Source organism: Agathobacter rectalis ATCC 33656, from assembly GCF_000020605.1.
Taxonomy (GTDB): Bacteria; Bacillota; Clostridia; order Lachnospirales; family Lachnospiraceae; genus Roseburia; species Roseburia rectalis.
The window spans coordinates 3,353,104-3,370,347 of record NC_012781.1; the positions used below are offsets into that span (position 1 = coordinate 3,353,104).

Sequence of the window (17,244 nt, forward strand, 5' to 3'; positions counted from 1 at the left end):
GATAGGTCGGGCGGTTATTCGGGCAAGTCCACCTTGCCAACAAAAGAATAATAAATCTCAATGTCCTGTCTGCGGGTCTTGTTCTCGTCATAGCTGCACTCATGCACAACGATTTTCTCTACAAACTCCCGCAACAGAGTAGGGGTAAGTTCTTCAAAACTGGTATGCCGCCGGACAACATTCATAAACTTTTCTGCGTTCACGGTGGCTTCCTGTGCTTTGGAAAGCTCCGCTTGGATAGCGGCGGCTCTTTCTTTCAGTTCCCGTTGTTCTGCTTCATAGTCTGCCGACAGTTCTGTGAAACGCTCGTCTGATATGCGCCCGGTCACGCTGTCCTCATACAGCCGCTTGAAGATAGCGGATAACTCGGCTATGCGTTTCTCGGCGGCTTCCAGTTCCTTTTTCTTGGCGGCGTTCCTGCGTTTGCCCCCGTCCTCGTTCTGCTCAATCAAGAGCTTCATAAACCGGGCTTCATGCTTTGCCGCATAGCTGGTCACTTTCCGCAGATTGGAGAGTACACCAGCGGTCAAGAGGTCGGTGCGGATAAAGTGCGCCGTACAGTCATGGGTGCGCTTCTTGTAGCTGCCGCAGATATAACAGTCCTGCTTGCGCTTGTCCGTCTGGTATCGCTGCTGATACATGACGCTGCCGCAGTCTGCACAGAACAGTATGCCGGAGAACAAGCCCACTTCATCATAGCGGTTGGGGCGTTTGCGCTGCTTGCGAAGCTCCTGCACCCGTTCCCATGTTTGGGTGTCTATGATAGGCTCGTGGTGATTCTCGAAAATCACTTGCTTTTCCGGGGGATTTTCTACACTGTGCTTGACTTTGTAAGAGAGTTTTTCCGTCTTGAAGTTTACCAGACAGCCTGTGTATTCCCGGTTTTCAAGGATATGCACAACGGTATTGGTCGCCCACTTGCACTCATAGCCGGGGTGGTAGCGGCGGGTGCTGCCCGTCCTGCGGTATTCCAGCGTCCCCGGCGTGGGGATTTGCTGCTCTGTGAGCATACGGGCTATCTTGGTCGGACCATTCCCGGCAAGGCAGAGGTTGTATATCTGCTTGACTACGGGTGCAGCTTCCTCGTCAATAATGAAATTTTCGTCCTCGTCCATGAGGTAGCCATACACAGGCTTGCTTGTGATGGGCTTGCCACTCATGCCTTTTGAGCGTTTTACTGCTTTGATTTTCTTGCTCGTATCTCTCACCAGCCATTCGTTAAAGATATTCCGCAGCGGGGCAAAGTCATTGTCGCCCTGTGCGCTGTCCACTCCGTCATTGATAGCGATGAAGCGGACACCTTTCTGTGGGAAAATCATTTCCGTGTACATTCCCACTTGCAGGTAGTTTCTCCCTAACCTCGACATATCCTTTACGATAACTGTCCCTACTTTTCCGGCTTCAATGTCCGCAAGCATGGCTTGAAAACCGGGTCTTTGAAAGTTCGCACCAGAATAACCGTCGTCCGTGTACCAGCGCAGATTGGAAAAGCCGTTCTGCTTTGCATAGGTTTCAAGGATACGCTTCTGATTGGAAATGGAATTGCTCTCGCCTTGCAGCTCGTCCTCATGGGAAAGTCTTGGGTAAAGGGCGGTAATTGGTTGTTGGTTGGTCTGTCTTAACATAAAATCCTCCGTTTCCGACAGCCAGCCCCACTATTCCGTACCTTGATTGTACCACATGGGGCGGCTGTCTGTATAGCGGCAAAAGCGTCAAATCTGCTTCTTTATGGTCGGTCAAATCGCCGTTTTTTGTGTAGCAGCTTCCGCTTCCAGCACTTTCATCATCTTGTCGGCTGCGGTGTCGGTTGCGCCCTGCTTGAAGAAGCCGGAAACGGTAAGGACGGAGTTGCCCATGCGGATTTCCGTCACACAGTCCGGGCGGCGGTCTGTTTTGGTGGTGCTTGTCTGTTTCGTTTCTGTCATAGGCTCTCCTTTCGCTGCTTCATCAGTTGCTTTAAGCGTTCCAGCTTTTCCTGTGCGGTTTCCTTTCGGAAGTTGCTGCCCGTGAAGCGGACGGGGGCGCACATGGAAGTCAGCCTGTCATAAATACGGGCGTGGGGCGTGTCCTGCGGGTGCTGCAATTCCTCCAGCGTGAGGTTGGTCGTGGCGATCAGCGGCTTGCCGCTTCGGTAACGGCTGTCAATCACGCTGTAAACCTGTTCCAGCCCGTATTCTGTCCCTCGCTCCATACCGAAATCATCAAGTATCAGCAGGGGGTAGCTGCAAAGGCGGGAAATATATTCGTTCCTGCCCTCAAAGCTGGCGGCAAGGTCATTGAGTATCGTTGCAAAGTTTGTCATGCGAACGGCAACCTCTTTTTCCATAAGGGCGTTGGCGATACAGGCAGCAAGGTAGCTTTTTCCTGTCCCCACGCCGCCCCAAAACAGGTAGCCGATATTTTCAGCCTGCATGGTTTCCCAGCTCTCCACATAAAAGCGGGCGGTTTCGGTCTGCGGGTTTCTGCCGTTGTCATGCTCAAATGTCCAATTCCGCATAGCAGGGTCGGTAAATCCCCGGCGTTTCAAGTCCTCCACTGTTTCAAGGTGCTTCTGTCGGCTTTCAGCGGCTTCCCGTTTTTCACGGGCTGCCCGTTGGCAGTCGCACTCTGCCGGGTGTCGGTCATGCCCTAACCATTGGGCGGTTTCTTTTGAAAAGTAGGCTTCTTTGGGCGTATGGCACTTGCCGCAGTATAAAAGCCCGTCCTCGCCTGTGTAGTCCTCCGCTTCGGCGGTAGTGGTTGTAATGTCCGTAATCATAGCTTCAATCTCGTTTTTCATAAGCTCTCGCCCTCCTTACATGAATAATCGGGTATGCCCTGTTTCGGGGCAGCCTTGCCTTTGGCAGCGTCCTCCTGCGCCCACTTGTAAATGGTGGCTGCATGGCTGTGGTACTGCTTCCCGGTGGAAGCGATATGGCAGGAAAGCCGGTCAAGGTAATACTCCCACTTGCCGGGGAAGTCCTGTTCCAGTTCCAAAAGTTCTGCGTCAGAAAGGAATACATTTTTATATCTGCCATAAGCGGCAGGGGACTGCCCCTCACTCGCTCTTTTTGTTTGGCTCTCTATTAGGTTGTTTATATTAGTTTGGTTAGGGGACGGTTTTCCGTCCGTCATAAGGTCAGTTTTCCGGCTGTCAGTTGGTCGGTTTCCTGCCCTTATGAGGGGCGGTTTTCCGTCCGTCAGTTGGTCGGAAAACTGTACCACTGGAATATCCGGCACTTTCACATACAGATGATTGGCGGCAGAAAAGCCCGTCCGTCTGCGTTCCAGCAGCCCGGCAGCGTCCAGTTCGTTCAGTGCGCCCTTTATGGTGGTACAGCCTTTATCCAGCATTTCCGCTATCTCTGCTATGGGGTAGACAATGTATGTCCGCCCCTCGCTGTCCTGCCAGCCGTTCTTCTGCGAAAGGGTGGAACGGTCTAACAGCAGCGCATACAGCAGCTTGGCGGTGTGGGATATGTCCATTTTCAGCAGGAAACGGGGGTAAGGCAGGTAAGCGGGCAGCTCCGTTTCTGCGGTCATATAATCAGCGATAGGGTTCACCTCCTTGTGGTGTCTGTCTATGGGTTCTGTTACGCTTTTAGGGGGCGTTTTCGGGGGAAAAGGATAAATGTATCACGCACCCTTTGACACCCTCCAAAAAAGCCTTGATTTATGCGGGTTTGAAATGCCCTAAAGCGTGACATTTCTCCCTTTGTTTCCGCTTCCGTTTGGCGGCGTTTATCCGCTTCATGCGTCCGGCGCAGTCCGGGCAGTATTTCCCCCGGTTGGATTTGGGGACAAAGAACGCCCCGCAGACAGCGCAGCGTTTCCGGCTTCCCCGGCGCAAGAGGGCGGCTTCCAGTGCTTCATCAAGGGGCAGGACAGCGGCAGTAAACCAGCGGCAGAGCAGCGAATAGCTGATACTCTGCACACAGACGCAAGGCTCGCCGTCCTCCAAAAGCAGACAATTCCCGCTGTCATAGTTGCAGCACTCATGCACAAGGCGGCGGGCTGCCCGGTACTGGCGGTAGTCCATGCGGGGGATATTACCGTTCATGGCTCTGCTCCTTTCTGCGCTGCGGCTCGCTCCGGCGTAAAATCTGGTCGATATTGCCCTTGACAGTCTGTAAGCGGCGGTATTCCTCCCGTTTTGCCCGGTAATCGTTGTAGCCGCTGTTTTTCTCTTTGATAAGGCTTTCAATCTCTGCTTGCAAGGCTTTATAGCCCGGCAGCTTGGAAATGCCGTTCTCCCTGAAATAACGGGCGGTTGCGTCTGCTATGATAAAGTCGCTTTCGTGCTTCTGTCGGTAGGCTGCTTTTGCTTTGGCGTTTTTCTGCTGTTTCAGCCCGTCCCGGACAGGGCGGGTCTTGGAATAGGCAAGTACCTGCCGTTGCAGCTCCTTTTTCCTGTTCAGCGTCTTTTCCACCTGCTTCAGCTCTGTAAGGCTTTCCTGCATGGCGGCATAGGCGGCAGAACAGGCTTCGTCCAGTTCCTCCGGGGAGGAAAAGCCGTACTGCTGGTAGGCGGTAACGGTAGCCGCCATCTGCTTTAGGTTGTGCTTTGCCGCCCAGCGGTCATAGCCCACGCCCTTGCCCTCGGCTCGCTTGGCTTCCCGGTCAACCATGCGCTGCAAGGTGTTGTCTGCCGGGGCGGTTTTTGCGGTTTTTTCCTCCTGCAAGCGTCCCTTTTGGGTATGTGGGTATTCCGGTATGGCTTTAGGCTTTTCGGCGGCTCTGTGGGCGTTCTGCGTAAGCAGGGCAAGGACAGCAGCCTTGTCAAAATCGTCCCCCAGCTTCCGGGCTGTGATAGGCTTTGTTCTGTCCGGCGTGAGGTAGGAAAGCCGCCCCCGGCTCTCCTTGACGGTCACGCCCTCCCGCAGCAAAAGGGAAGAAAACTCGTCAAAGCTGGTAGCTTGGGAAAGTGCCTGCCGTATCGTCCGGCGCAGCTTCGCCTTGTCCGTTTCAAACTTGGTGGGCTTGGTCGGTTGTCCGGCGGCTTCTCTGGCGGCGTTCTCTTTATCAAGGGCAAGCTGCCCTTTCTTTGCCGCCCAGTATTCCCGTTCTGTTATCCGTTCCTTGCTGCCGTTCAAGAGGTCGATTTGGTAAAGCCCCTCCCGGTGGCACATCTCCATAACTTCACTCTTGAAATATTCCATAGCGGCGTTGGTACAGCGGTGCTTGCAGCCCTCCCGTGTGTCGGCTGGTCTGTCCATGTAGGGCAGAAGCGGGACTTCATAAATCCGCAGGGAGTTGAGGACGATATGCACATGGATATTCCCGCTGTGGTTATGCCCGTCCGGGTGGGTGCATACAAGGGCTTGGTGTCCGGGGAAATGCTCTTTACAGAACTGCTCGCCCAGCTCCTGCGCCCGGTCTACGGTCAAGCCGTTGTCTGTCCCGTCCCGTGGGTCAAAGCTGATGATATAGTGGTGGCTTTTCACATCTTCCCGTTTTTGGTTTTTCTCATAGCGGAGATTGGCTCGCATACAGGCAACGGCGAAATCCTCGCCCCCGCAGTTAAGGGAAGAAATGCGGTAGTCCTCCCTCGGTATCAGCCGCCCGTTTTCATCAAGGGTGGGCTTCATGGTAAACTCGTCATGCTCAAATGTGAGGTAGGCTTCCGCTGCGCCATAGTCGGCATTTTTAGAGCTGATATGTTTGAATGTTGCCAACAGCATCACCCACTTTCTGCAAGACTTCAAACTTTAGGGCAGCAAGGTCGGAAACCGCCGCCCGTACTTCCCCGGCAAGCTGCGGGTAGGGACTGTGCCACTCGTTCAGCGTCCGGGCTATCTGGTTTAAGTTGCCGCCGATCCTGCCGTATTCGGCGGTCAGCTTCCCGACAGCGGCAAGCAGCTCGTCATTGACGGGGGAAACGGTTATGATGGGGCGTATGGCTGCCCCGGTTATGGCTTGCCGGATAAACTCGGCTTGGCTCATGTTGCAGGCAGAAAGCCTTTCCGCAAACTCGGCGTATTCTTCCTCGGTCATGCGTGTCTTGACTACCCGGCTGCGGTGCGGCGTGTTGTATCGTTTTCGCATGGTAAAAACCTCCTTTCGGCTGCCGCATGGCTGCGGCGGGATAAGCGGCGTAAGCCGCATAAGCAGGGTTTGGGGAAGGCACTCCCCAACAAGATTCCCGCAGGAGCAAAATGAGCGAAAAGCGAATTTTGGTACTGCGGTAGAATCTTGCTCTAAGAAACTGCCGGACTGCCGTTCACTTGCTACTGCCACTTTTTCAGAAAATCGCAACCAGCTTTTTTATAAAAGGCTGCCGGATTGCCCTCACTTGCTACTGCCACTTTTTCAGAAAATCTATAACCAGCTTTTTCATAAAAGGCTGCGGGCTGGCGTTCTTCCCTTACTCCCTACAACACCGCAAAAAGCAAAAATGACGGACTTTCCGGCAAGAACTTTTCCGGCGGCTCGGTCTTTCCCGACAATAAGGCGTTTCGGAAGCTGCGTTTTGCCCGCTGTCTAAAAAAACGGCAGCCTTTTTTTGGTTTCACTATCTAATACGGAACTTTTGGAAATTTGCCAAAAATGAGCGCAAAAAAAGCAGCAAATCTTTTTCGGATTTACTGCTTCATGTGCCGCTGCGGGGCGGCGGGATATTCAGTTTCTATGTTATCGGTCAAGCCGGAACTTGAACAGGCTTTCAATCAGCTTTGTTCTGATGTAGTCCTCCATATCAGAGTTGTAATAGCCGTTCATCTTAGAGAAGTAGCGGATATATCCAGCGTATCGGTCAAGGACGGCTTGTATCGCTATGGGGTCGCCCTCATGTGCCTTTATGATAGTGTCATAGGGGAGAAGTCGGTTACTCATGGGACAGCACCTCCATTTCCTCTTTTAGCCGCTTCAAGGCAAGCCGTATATGCCGCCCGATTGTGCTGCGTGTCCAGCCGCTTTGTTCTCCGATTTCTTTCTGCGTCAAGTGCTGAAAGTAGTACAAAAAGATTTCTTCCTGCGTCTGTTCCGGCAATCGGGCAAGAGCAGCCGCAAGAGAACAGCTATCTAAAAGTATCGTCTGCCCCCGGACAGAGAACGGATAAGTTTCGCCATAGTCCGGCACTTGAAAATACTCGTCTGTGGTGCTTAGTTGGACAAACTTTTCTTCGGTCAGATATTCAAGGGAGATTTCCCGTTTCCATCTCGCCGCCAGCATACGGGCAGCGTCAAAGGACGCATGGCGAATAACAATCCGGCAATAGGTATCATGGGTATAGCGGATATGTTCTTGATAGGCTTCGTATTCAGTCATGGAAAATCCCCCTTTCTTCGATTATGGGAAAGGGCGGCAGCACTCCTTGCTGTCGCCCCTTGATTGCCTATCTGCAAAGGCGGGCGGGGCTGTCAACGGCAGCGCAGTATGCGCTGTTTATCTTGACCGTTGACTGGCTCGGCTGGCTTTGCTACTCGCTGATAATCGGTTTTCCGTCTTTGTCAATCAAGGGACAAATACCCCCGCCAGTTCCAAACTTTGCCACAAGGTAATTGACCCCGGTTTCTCTGTCCACTACCACATAAAAGCCTTTCACACTTCCTGCGGTTTCAGTAATTTCAAATCTTCTGCTTCCCATATAGATACCTCCCAATAGAAATCAAAGCTCTTGCTTTACAAAAATGCGATAACTGATTTGATACATCACATAGCACCATGCCAACGCCAGAAGCGGTGAGCAGCAGAGAAGAATAAATACAATCTGGTCTGTCAATGCAACTCCCAGCATAGTAAGAAGCTGATATATTCCAAAGCAAATCCCTGCCGGAATGAGGAATGATACTAATAGCAGAACACGGCCTTTTTCTGCGCCAAACTTGAACACAAGAGGAATTGACATACTTCCAAAAATAAGGGAGATTACCCATGCAACGAGTGTCAAAAACAGAAGCTCTCCAATCCCTACTATGTCGAGTACGATTTTATGTGTGATTAGGCCACCGATAAAACCAATAATCAGCCCAAAGAGGCTGCCAATGGCGCAGAAGATAGCCAGCACCATAAATTTTCCAGCAACCAATTCTTTCTTGGAAACTGGCATTATCATAGCATACCGTGTCCATTTAGAACTGTCATCAAAAGAAAAGGTTGTTACAATCATCATGCTGCACAAAATCGCACATACAAAAATATAGCCTTCTACGCCGGAAAACGGAATAAGCGCAACGGCAAAAACCACAAGGATGAATAGCATAGATTTCGCATTGTGGCCGATATTAAATAAATCTTTCAAAACAAGACTTTTCATTTTGCTTGCTCTCCTTTCACATACAGCAGCAGAATATCGTCGATTGTTGCGTCGTCCACTACGGCATTTTTATATTTTCTCCGGGCTTTTTCCTTGTCAGCTACCAGCACATTCCATTGATAATCATCTTTGCGGTAAGCCAGAATTTCCGCTTTATCGAGCTGGTCGAACAGTGCTGCGCCACAGCGGATAATACCATAGTTATAACGAAGTTCATCTTTCGTTTTACAAAAAAGAACCTTGCCCTGATGGATAAATGTAATGTAATCTGCGACTTTTTCTAAATCTGTTGTGATATGCGAGGACATCAAAATGGAATGATTTTCGTCCTGAACAAATTCAAGAAATACATCAAGAATATCATCACGCATTACAGGGTCGAGGCCGCTTGTCGCTTCGTCCAAAATCAGTAGCTTGGGGTTATGGGAAAGGGCGACGGCAATACACAACTTCATCTTCATTCCCTTGGACAGAGATTTAATTTCCTTATCCGCTGGAAGTTGAAACCGCTTTAGATAGTCTTGAAACAGATGGCCGTCCCACTGTTTGTAGGCAGCACCAGCAATTTTCCCGACTTTGGCCGGAGTGAGCGTTTCATAGAAGTTAATTCCGTCAAACACTACGCCAACATCCTCTTTGATTTGTTTTGTGGACGATAATTCCTGCCCCCAAAAAGTAACTGTTCCATCATCTTTATGAATTAAATCAAGAATAGCATTGATAGTTGTGCTTTTTCCGGCTCCATTTTCGCCAATAAGCCCCATGATTGTTCCTTTCGGAACCGAAAACGAAACATGGTCTAACTTGAAATCGGCGTATTGCTTTGTCAAGTTCTCAACCTGCAAAATAGCGTTCATAGTTAATCCTCCTCTTGATAAAATATCGTCAGTAATTCAATCAGTTTTTCCAACGATATTCCACTTATCCGCCCAATATCGGCGGCCTCTTGCAAATGTTCTTCGGCCAATCTCTGCTGTTCTTCCTGATAAAAGTCTTTGTTCTGTGCCGACACAAAACTTCCTCGGCCTACCGTTGTTTCAATAAAACCGTCCCTTTGCAAATCTTCATACGCTTTTTGAACGGTAATAACACTCACATGAATGGACTTTGCCAGCGCCCGCATAGAGGGAATAGGATCGCCGGTTTTTAACTCGCCACTCATAATCATGGCTTTTATCTGTGAAGTTATCTGCTCATAAATTGGCTTGCTCGTATTACTGCTTATGATAATTTCCACAACGCCCCTCCTTTGTTCTTTAATGTACTTATCGTACAAGTACATTATATTCAAGGCAAACGCTTTTGTCAATAGGGTATTAGAAAATTTATCTTTGCTTATTAAGCAAAAGAAGCCACACAATTTGTATGGCTTCCATGAAATTCTACTTTGAAATTTTTACGGAATAACGGGCTGTTGTCTATCAACTTCTTGTGTGTTACTTTATGGCACATGAGCATTAGCGCCGGGATTGTCATTCCCATATCCTTCCAGAAGGTTTACGACACCCCACACGCCAAGACCTGCACCGATTGCGACTACAAGAGTTTTTAAAGTTGTAATTGCACTGCTAAAAAATGCCATATACATTCACCAAAACTGACTTTTTTCAGGTGTTTACGGGAATGAAAAAACACCGACTAAAAAGCCGGCGCACCTAATGTCAGTTATTCCTTTCCTTATTATTTTTCGTTCATTCCCAAGGTTACTCCGACAGATCTACTTGAATTACTTCCACCTCTTCTTCAGATTTCGGTGTGTACTGCGGATTTAACTCTTTCTCAACCTTGTATCGGTTCTTCTCGTTTTCATCTGCAAGAAGCCGATAGTTTTTGTGTTTCGTAATATCATATTTGTCTGAGAAAAATGGTCTGGCACCACGGATCTGCAGGATACATTTTCCTCCATCCATGACTGCAATCTCGTCCTCTGTCATCAACTGTTTCCCCAGTTTCTGATAATTCAGTCCAAAAGATTTCTGATTGCTTCTTGTCTCCGAAGTGTTATACAGGTCAATGGTTTCCTTACCCAGAAGCTCACTCATTTCCTTTAATGTGGTCTTCTCTTTCCCACCAAGGAATAAAGTCGTATCACAGTTGCCCAGAATGGTATCTGCACTATCCTTATACATTGCCTTTAACTGGCTCTGTGACTGCAAAATAATAGAAGCAGAGATTTCCCTGCTTCGGATGGTTGCGATCAGCTTGTCAAACTGAGGAATTTGTCCGATGTTGGCAAACTCATCAGCGATGACACGCACATGCACCGGAAGTCTGCCGCCATATTCATCATCTGCCTTGTCGCAAAGCAGATTGAAAAGCTGTGACTGCAGCATCGCAATCACAAAGTTGAATGTGGTATCCGTATCGGACATAATCAGAAACAAGGCTGTTTTCCTGTCTCCGATCTTATCCAGTTCCATTTCATCGTAAGACATGATCTCACGAAGCTCTGCGATATCAAATGGGGCAAGTCTGGCACCACAGGAAATCAAAATCGACTTCGCCGTTTTGCCTGAAACAAAATGTCAAAGACTTTTTAGTACCCATACATTTCATTGCATGAAAAAAGCCACTGTAGATTTCTCCACAATGGCTATAAAGTCATTTTTATTCACTTTTGATTTTCGGCAACCTCATGCCCAAACTGGAATAGGTTTGACACTTTAATCGGGACTGAACTCCTTATCGGTAATGACATAATGAAATTCATCTGCACCAAAGGTATCTTTGTCCAGATCTGTAATAGTAAATGTAGTTCCATCAAATTTCATATAGCCGCTGGTGCCGTCAACAACAACGCCATCTTTTACAATGTCCAGATAAACAATTCTATCGATGCTATTCAACTCATAGGCCTGCCAACCGTCCACACCCTGAAAATAGGCTGTAACATTGGCAAACGGTTCATCGTTTTCCTTCTTGCAGACAAGATAACTGGCACTGTCCTCCGATACCCAGGTGGCAGTCATTCCCCAAGGACCTTCCGTTGATACATATCTCCCAAATTTATGGTCGTTGGTACGGTTAATTATGAGTCCTACAAAAGAACCAACAACGAGTACAAGAATAAGCACAACGACACCAACAATGATTTTTACATTCTTCCTCATGATAAATTCACCCTTCCATAAATTCATCTGTTAAGAATATTCTTATTTTTCGCTCTTATTGAACATACTAATTATACCACAATATATGCAAGTTTTCCATATGCTTTTCTACCTATGCCGTATGCTGATTTGCCCTAACATCATTCTCAATCAGCCTCTTTATCTTGTCCTTCATGCTTTCTTCGGCATCCTCATTGAAATGCACTCTCACAACATACATTGTGCCACCTATCTGCTTTCTGAGTGCTACCGGTGTGTGTGATTTTCTATTCTCCATTTGTGTTCTCCTTTATGTCTGCCTGGTAAGGAAGAGCCTCTTTCAGCTGACAACCGGAAGCTGACAACCGACCTCTAAAAACTCTCAATTCCTTTTATTTATAGTTACTTTTCCTAAATTTACTTTTTCTCAAATATTCCGTTGCTTTCGTTGTCAGAACTATATATATCCCTTAAAAACATAGTAAATATAAGGTTTTATAGAACATAGAACCGACAACGGGGTTGGCAACGGGATAGACAACCAGCCGACAACCTATCAGGCATTTATCTCTCCATCCACTCCGGTGGCAATGATAACTGCTCCATCTGCTCCTTGGTTATCGGTTGAAAATCCTGACCTCTGTTGTCAGGCTTCTCCCATCCTTTCTGCCTGCGGTATGGTTCAGGAAAATGTCTTGGATTACTAAAGGCAATCCAATCACTGCAGTTATTCATAATGTCATTAATCTCACGAATTTCCCATTGTGCCGGATTTCCGTCATTTCCCAATGCCTCAGAATATAACTGCCTTGAACATACCATGCTTCCCTCGTAATGCTCCAAATAGTCAAGAATCAGCTCTTTCTTGGTATCTTCCTGCATAAACTGCTTCTGATACTCACAAAGCTCTTTTTCCATCTCTTTCGGAAGCCTCAGCTGGCATTTGCCACTCCTGTAGATTTCCATAGCCTCTGCCCACATCTGGTCGATATATTCCCTTGATGTCTTTTCATCATCGAGTATATGAGTTTCCGCCTCTTCCATATTGCAAAGAATAGGCAGAAATCTTCGGTTTCCCGACCTGTCCATAGGCAGGAAATCCAGCGAATTTGATGAACCGGCAAACACGCACTGCCTCTTGTGGTCTTTGGGATGCCTGTCGTATGGGGTCTTGTAAGTGTCTTTCTGTCTGCTCATAAAGGACTTGGTATCTTCCACATTCTTGGCATTGAGAATTGCCACCATTTCAGGGAACTCTATAATCAGATGCCCCTGTATTTTTCGGTATACATTATCATCATCCATTTTCTTCAAGTCATCCGTAAACCAGTCATCTTCCATGGCAAGGAAACGCAGAAAAGTGGATTTACCGGCTCCCTGACCACCTACCAGGCAGAGCATTACTTCAAACTTGATGCCCGGGCATGAAATTCTTGCTATCGTCCCTATCATAAAAAGCTTCATTACCTCATAGGTGTACTCACTGACCTCTGCCCCTAAGAAGTGATGCAGTGCATAGCGTATCCTCTCCCTGCCATCCCATGTTATGGAATTGATGCGGTCAAGAACCGGATGGTATCTGTTTTCATTTGCCACGACCTTTATCACATCCTCAATCCGCTTTTCGTTGGATAATCCATAATGCTTTTCAAGGTAGACAACAAGGAATTTCAAATCAACATCCGTCAGGCTGTCGCTTTCACGATACCATCCCAAATCCCTTGTAATGTCGATTTTATCCGTAAACATGTTCAGACGGAATGCACCCTGCAGATTAGGGTCATTCATCAAAATCAGACGATAGTTACCGACTGTTTTCCTGACTTCTCCCTTTTCTGTGCTCTCCAGCATCGCCCTGACTTCTCCGATACTCTTCAATTCTTCCTGCAATCGACTTCACCCCCTTTCCAATGTCAGAAACAACAGAAGCTCTGTCAGGAATATCCTTTTCAAGGAGAGTATCAAGCTGATATTCCACTTTACTGATATTCTGCAGAGCTTCTACAAAGCAGGGATGCCATTCCTCATCCATGCTCTTCGGTGCATATTCTGTTTTCCATTTCCTTAACAGATGATAATAGTCTGACAGAACACAAAAACACTGCTTCTGCTCTTCATCCAGTATCTGCTCCGGTGTTTTCTTTGGTGCCATCTTTTTCGGTGGTGCCCGGTTGGTTGCGTCATAATTCAGTCCAAAGTCAGATGCAATCTTCATTGCAGCTTCCTTTGGTGCAAGCCCGAAATATTTTGCCACAAAATCTATCGCATCTCCGGTATCTCCACAGCCGAAACAATAGTATCTCTTATCAATCTTCATGCTGGGAGTCTTGTCTTTATGAAACGGACAACAAGCCAGCCCACTCCGGTTGATTTTGATGCCATACTGCATAGCCACCTGCCTTGCAGTGACATTTTCTTTCACTACTGCAAATACATTCATGCTTATCCCAATTCCTCTCCCCTTGCTTTTTTGTGTGCTGGTGTTTCTGCCACCTTTGCTCTCTGCTCCTCTACAAGCTTCCTGTTTGCCTCAAGAAGGGCACGGACTGACTTCCTTGCATGTTCCTTTACCTCAGACTTCTTTTGCTCCTTTATGCGTGGATTTTGCAATGTTTCCATTACTTTCCCGGCTACTTTCTGTGCCATGCCCCTGAGCCTGTTTTCCAAATTATCAAGACACCTTCCGACAAAATCCCGCTTGTCCTTTGGTGTCTTTCTCTCATCCGAGGTCAGCCACTTTTTATATCTGCGAAGCTCCTCAATATCTTCCGCCCTGGTCTGCTCTGCCATTGTATCAGATACTGCCTCACACGCTTTTTCATAGGCATCCTCAGCTACCTGTTCCACAAAATTCTCCATATCCAAAACTCTCATGGTAATCTCATCCAGAACTGCCTGCTTCTCTGCAATTCGCTTTTTCTGATTTTCAATTATAAAGTCCTGCTTTTCAAGATAGCCTGCACCACCATAAACCGGCTCACACTCCACCTGCACTCCGTTTCTCTGTGCTATCTCCAAAAACAATTTTCTGCATTCTGCATCAAAGTTCATTTTCCGGTTATTGTATTTCCCTTTCTTTTTTGCTGGGTCAGGCAGTTCAAAGCCAAGCTCTTCCAGTGCCTTATCCTGCTGGGGACATAATTCTCCATATTTGTTTTTTGCGTCAAATACATGCCTCTCATGAATATGCGGGGTTGCCTCATCCAGGTGCAGTGCCCAGTCCAATATATGAATGTGGGAGCCATATCTTTTATTGAACTCGTCAAAGAACTCTGCTGATACCTTAGCTAGCACATCCGGTGTAACCGCATGGTCTATATTGCCAAGCTGTATCACGCTTTCTTCCGGGCAGGTCTTATTGTTTTTCAGTACATCATCAATCGTTCTGTTTCTCTCCGGATGCCTTGCCTGCTCATTCCTCTCATTCTGTGCATCCACAAAATCTGAATAATGCTCATAGTAATAGGCACGCTCAATTTCTGTAAAATTAAACTGCCTCTCTTGGGAACTGCCCGCAAAACTGTAACCCTGATAGCAGTCCCAGTAAACATTCTGCTTTGTTCTTTCCGAATCAATATGTTCACTGTGCTCCACATCAAAATCCCTGTCATTATGCTTTACATCATAGACTCCATGCTTTCCACTTCTGCCATTATGCCTTGAAGCTTTCATTGTCTTTTCTCTCCTCTCCACTGTTTTGTTTTTTTGATGGCGGAGCCGATAAACCCTTGCGTTTGCGGCAAGTAATACCCAGTACTTATTGTCGCTACGACAATAAACTGGGCAGGGCTTCTGCCCTTGACCTGATGAAGGCTCTGCCTCTCAACTCCGACAAAGGTTGCACCTCTGTACTCTGCTCCGAAGGAGTTGAAATCTGTCATCCCACAGGACGGATAACACAGTTCAACTTCTCCGGTTGCCCTGCATTTCCTGCGGAAATTTGAGCATGAAAAAAGCACCCAAGACTTCTCTCAAGTGCTTTCTGCGAAATCCTATTCAGGCATTCCAATCGTCGGTTCCAATGCAAGACTGCCTGCCGTTGCATAGACTCCGTTCTCCCTGTCCTGCCTGCGGATTTCTTCTTTCATTGCCTGCATTTTTGCACGCTTTTCATTTTTTACACGCTCTTCATATTTCCTCTGCCATCCACTTTCTTTTCTTCGTAAATACTGCTGATGTCTCCTGTCCTTGATTCTGTTAATCCGGTCAATCTCAGCCTGCTCTTCAGCAGTAGGTTCTGTCATCATTGCCGGTGGAACATACCGACCAACAAAATTGAAATAGATTTCAATCTCCTGCGTGGTTTGGATGCTCCCCTTTCTGTCTCTTTCATGCACCAGCACCTTATCAACAAATTCATTTACCATTGCCGGTGTCAGTTCCTCGAACTTCTCATATTTATCAATCAGTGCAATAAACTTGCCGGCAGAATTTCTGCTTTTCTCATATTCTGTGAGCTTCGCTTCCAGCTCCTTAATCTCTGCATCCAGCTCCGCTTTTTCCCTGGCATACTGCTTATCAAGAACCTCATATCTGCTGTCCGGTAGTTTGCCGAGAATATTGTCCTCATAAATACGGCAGATTAGCTTCTCCAGCTCCTCACAGCGATTTCCAGCCACTGCGATTCTTGCCCTGACCTTTTTTACCTCTGCATCCTCCTGTGTTGACTGTGCCATTGTTATGGTGTCTATGAACTCGCTCCGGTCATACTTTGCATATTCAAAGATTGCCCTGAGTGTGTCTCCTATCAGTTCCAGCACCACTGACTCGTTAATCCTGTGCTGTGTCTTGCACAATGTTCCGCAAGGTACCTTGGTATAAGCAGAACAGGTATACTGGGCAATCCTCTTTCCATTGCTTGTCCGGTGCACATACATTTTTGCACCACAGTCAGCACAATACATAAGACCGGTAAGAACATGATGCTCTCCCCATCCGTCCGGGTATCTCCTTACATTTTCCCGTAATTTCTGCACTGTATCAAAGGTCTGCTGGTCAATAATCGGCTCCTGCGTATTCTCAAATATTACCCAGTTGTCCTCTGATACATAATGGCTCTTTTTATCCTTAAAATGCTTCTGTGTTTTAAAATTGACCGTGTGACCTAAGTATTCCCTTTTCTTCAATATCCCGACTACTGTAGAAGAACCCCATCCATAAGGGTCTTTCACTTTCTTGTTTCTGTTATTCCCCTGCCCGAAGCGTGCCATATGCACTGCCGGTATTTCCACTTTTTTCTCCTGCAGAAGTTTTGCTATCTGATAAGGACCCAGCCCATCAATAGTCCATTTGAATATCAGCCTCACAATTTCGGCAGCTTCTTCATCCACAATCCAATGGTTTCCGTCATTTTCATCTTTCAGGTATCCGTATGGTGTAACACTTGCCACATGCTTTCCGGATTTTCCCTTGGATTTGAATGTGGATTTTATCTTTTTGCTGATATCCTTGGCATACATTTCATTCATAACATCCCTGAATACAAGGAAATCGTCATCTCCATTGTAACTGTCATGATTATCGTTAATTGCAATCAGACGAACTCCCTTTTTGCGAAAGAACTCCCGGAGCTGACCTACCACAAGATAATCCCGCCCTAACCGGCTCATATCCTTTAGAATAATGGTTTCCACTTCTCCATCTTCCACAAGCTGTATCATAGCCTTAAAGGATGGTCTGTCAAAGGTTGTGCCGGATATACCATCATCAGTGAAGTGCCTGAACCTGGTCCACCCTTTTTCTCTGCAATAATCTTCCAGCAGCTTCTTTTGATTTGATATACTGTACGACTCCCCAAGGTTCTCATCCTCTCGGCTTAATCGTTCATATAATACAATTATTTTCTCACTACTCATGTTCTGCTCCTTTCCTCTGTATTTGAGCCAAAAGTAATAAGCTCAAAGAGAATCTTTAATCTGTTA

At 47.2% G+C, this 17,244-nt stretch carries 21 protein-coding genes and 1 pseudogene; all 22 read right to left on the minus strand.

Annotated elements, in window-relative coordinates:
• Positions 1 to 14: 14 nt before the first annotated feature.
• The 22 genes and pseudogenes from EUBREC_RS15945 to EUBREC_RS16035 all read right to left on the minus strand — a co-directional run bounded on the left by EUBREC_RS15945 (position 15) and on the right by EUBREC_RS16035 (position 17,178).
• Complete coding sequence (locus EUBREC_RS15945; RefSeq protein WP_012744300.1) at positions 15 to 1,625, minus strand: recombinase family protein; 1,611 nt, start codon at positions 1,623 to 1,625, stop codon at positions 15 to 17.
• A 111-nt stretch (positions 1,626 to 1,736) separates the two neighbouring features.
• Entirely contained in the window at positions 1,737 to 1,925 is a 189-nt protein-coding gene (locus EUBREC_RS15950) for a transposon-encoded TnpW family protein (protein ID WP_002569233.1), read from the minus strand.
• Positions 1,922 to 2,779 carry an ATP-binding protein gene (locus EUBREC_RS15955; protein WP_012744301.1) on the minus strand — a complete coding sequence of 286 codons (858 nt, stop codon included), beginning with the start codon at positions 2,777 to 2,779 and terminating at the stop codon, positions 1,922 to 1,924. Before EUBREC_RS15955 ends, EUBREC_RS15950 begins: the two co-directional genes overlap by 4 nt.
• Positions 2,776 to 3,522 (minus strand): replication initiator protein A, encoded by a 747-nt coding sequence (locus EUBREC_RS15960; RefSeq protein WP_012744302.1) that lies wholly within the window; start codon positions 3,520 to 3,522, stop codon positions 2,776 to 2,778. Before EUBREC_RS15960 ends, EUBREC_RS15955 begins: the two co-directional genes overlap by 4 nt.
• 130 nt (positions 3,523 to 3,652) lie before the next feature.
• A complete protein-coding gene (locus tag EUBREC_RS17200) occupies positions 3,653 to 4,039 on the minus strand; it encodes a cysteine-rich VLP domain-containing protein (protein WP_012744303.1) in 387 nt (128 codons plus the stop codon).
• The gene (locus EUBREC_RS15965; RefSeq protein ID WP_041254743.1) at positions 4,029 to 5,654 is read right to left on the minus strand and encodes a relaxase/mobilization nuclease domain-containing protein; all 1,626 of its coding nucleotides are present in this window, start codon (positions 5,652 to 5,654) and stop codon (positions 4,029 to 4,031) included. Before EUBREC_RS15965 ends, EUBREC_RS17200 begins: the two co-directional genes overlap by 11 nt.
• Positions 5,626 to 6,024, minus strand: coding sequence for a plasmid mobilization protein (locus EUBREC_RS15970; RefSeq protein ID WP_034479871.1), 399 nt, complete (start codon positions 6,022 to 6,024; stop codon positions 5,626 to 5,628). Before EUBREC_RS15970 ends, EUBREC_RS15965 begins: the two co-directional genes overlap by 29 nt.
• A 585-nt stretch (positions 6,025 to 6,609) precedes the next feature.
• Positions 6,610 to 6,810, minus strand: coding sequence for a helix-turn-helix domain-containing protein (locus EUBREC_RS15975; RefSeq protein ID WP_006858003.1), 201 nt, complete (start codon positions 6,808 to 6,810; stop codon positions 6,610 to 6,612).
• The gene (locus EUBREC_RS15980; RefSeq protein WP_006555732.1) at positions 6,803 to 7,246 is read right to left on the minus strand and encodes a sigma-70 family RNA polymerase sigma factor; all 444 of its coding nucleotides are present in this window, start codon (positions 7,244 to 7,246) and stop codon (positions 6,803 to 6,805) included. The genes EUBREC_RS15975 and EUBREC_RS15980 overlap by 8 nt, the downstream gene beginning before the upstream one ends.
• 151 nt (positions 7,247 to 7,397) lie before the next feature.
• Positions 7,398 to 7,565 carry a DUF6440 family protein gene (locus EUBREC_RS17855; RefSeq protein WP_005933716.1) on the minus strand — a complete coding sequence of 56 codons (168 nt, stop codon included), beginning with the start codon at positions 7,563 to 7,565 and terminating at the stop codon, positions 7,398 to 7,400.
• 21 nt (positions 7,566 to 7,586) lie between these two features.
• Positions 7,587 to 8,234, minus strand: a complete 648-nt coding sequence (locus EUBREC_RS15985; protein ID WP_012744307.1) for an ABC-2 transporter permease — start codon at positions 8,232 to 8,234, stop codon at positions 7,587 to 7,589.
• Positions 8,231 to 9,091 carry an ABC transporter ATP-binding protein gene (locus tag EUBREC_RS15990; protein WP_005933713.1) on the minus strand — a complete coding sequence of 287 codons (861 nt, stop codon included), beginning with the start codon at positions 9,089 to 9,091 and terminating at the stop codon, positions 8,231 to 8,233. Before EUBREC_RS15990 ends, EUBREC_RS15985 begins: the two co-directional genes overlap by 4 nt.
• A 2-nt stretch (positions 9,092 to 9,093) precedes the next feature.
• The gene (locus EUBREC_RS15995) at positions 9,094 to 9,471 is read right to left on the minus strand and encodes a GntR family transcriptional regulator (protein ID WP_035394499.1); all 378 of its coding nucleotides are present in this window, start codon (positions 9,469 to 9,471) and stop codon (positions 9,094 to 9,096) included.
• Between the two features lie 204 nt (positions 9,472 to 9,675).
• The gene (locus EUBREC_RS17205; RefSeq protein WP_041254350.1) at positions 9,676 to 9,816 is read right to left on the minus strand and encodes a Maff2 family mobile element protein; all 141 of its coding nucleotides are present in this window, start codon (positions 9,814 to 9,816) and stop codon (positions 9,676 to 9,678) included.
• A gap of 121 nt (positions 9,817 to 9,937) precedes the next feature.
• Positions 9,938 to 10,750, minus strand: a pseudogene (locus tag EUBREC_RS16005) (VirD4-like conjugal transfer protein, CD1115 family); the annotation flags it as partial.
• A 147-nt stretch (positions 10,751 to 10,897) separates the two neighbouring features.
• Positions 10,898 to 11,344: a hypothetical protein gene (locus tag EUBREC_RS16010; protein ID WP_015533334.1), complete on the minus strand. Its 447-nt coding sequence runs from the start codon at positions 11,342 to 11,344 to the stop codon at positions 10,898 to 10,900.
• 112 nt (positions 11,345 to 11,456) lie between these two features.
• Positions 11,457 to 11,621 carry a transposon-encoded TnpW family protein gene (locus EUBREC_RS17210; RefSeq protein ID WP_004853612.1) on the minus strand — a complete coding sequence of 55 codons (165 nt, stop codon included), beginning with the start codon at positions 11,619 to 11,621 and terminating at the stop codon, positions 11,457 to 11,459.
• A 266-nt stretch (positions 11,622 to 11,887) separates the two neighbouring features.
• Positions 11,888 to 13,174 carry a virulence-associated E family protein gene (locus EUBREC_RS16015; protein ID WP_023923443.1) on the minus strand — a complete coding sequence of 429 codons (1,287 nt, stop codon included), beginning with the start codon at positions 13,172 to 13,174 and terminating at the stop codon, positions 11,888 to 11,890.
• Positions 13,128 to 13,763: a CHC2 zinc finger domain-containing protein gene (locus EUBREC_RS16020; protein WP_004853608.1), complete on the minus strand. Its 636-nt coding sequence runs from the start codon at positions 13,761 to 13,763 to the stop codon at positions 13,128 to 13,130. Before EUBREC_RS16020 ends, EUBREC_RS16015 begins: the two co-directional genes overlap by 47 nt.
• A gap of 2 nt (positions 13,764 to 13,765) precedes the next feature.
• Complete coding sequence (locus tag EUBREC_RS16025; RefSeq protein WP_004853606.1) at positions 13,766 to 14,995, minus strand: plasmid recombination protein; 1,230 nt, start codon at positions 14,993 to 14,995, stop codon at positions 13,766 to 13,768.
• Entirely contained in the window at positions 14,992 to 15,282 is a 291-nt protein-coding gene (locus EUBREC_RS16030) for a hypothetical protein (protein WP_306718537.1), read from the minus strand. Before EUBREC_RS16030 ends, EUBREC_RS16025 begins: the two co-directional genes overlap by 4 nt.
• Positions 15,283 to 15,315: 33 nt before the next feature.
• A complete protein-coding gene (locus tag EUBREC_RS16035) occupies positions 15,316 to 17,178 on the minus strand; it encodes a recombinase family protein (RefSeq protein WP_012744311.1) in 1,863 nt (620 codons plus the stop codon).
• Positions 17,179 to 17,244 lie beyond the last annotated feature (66 nt).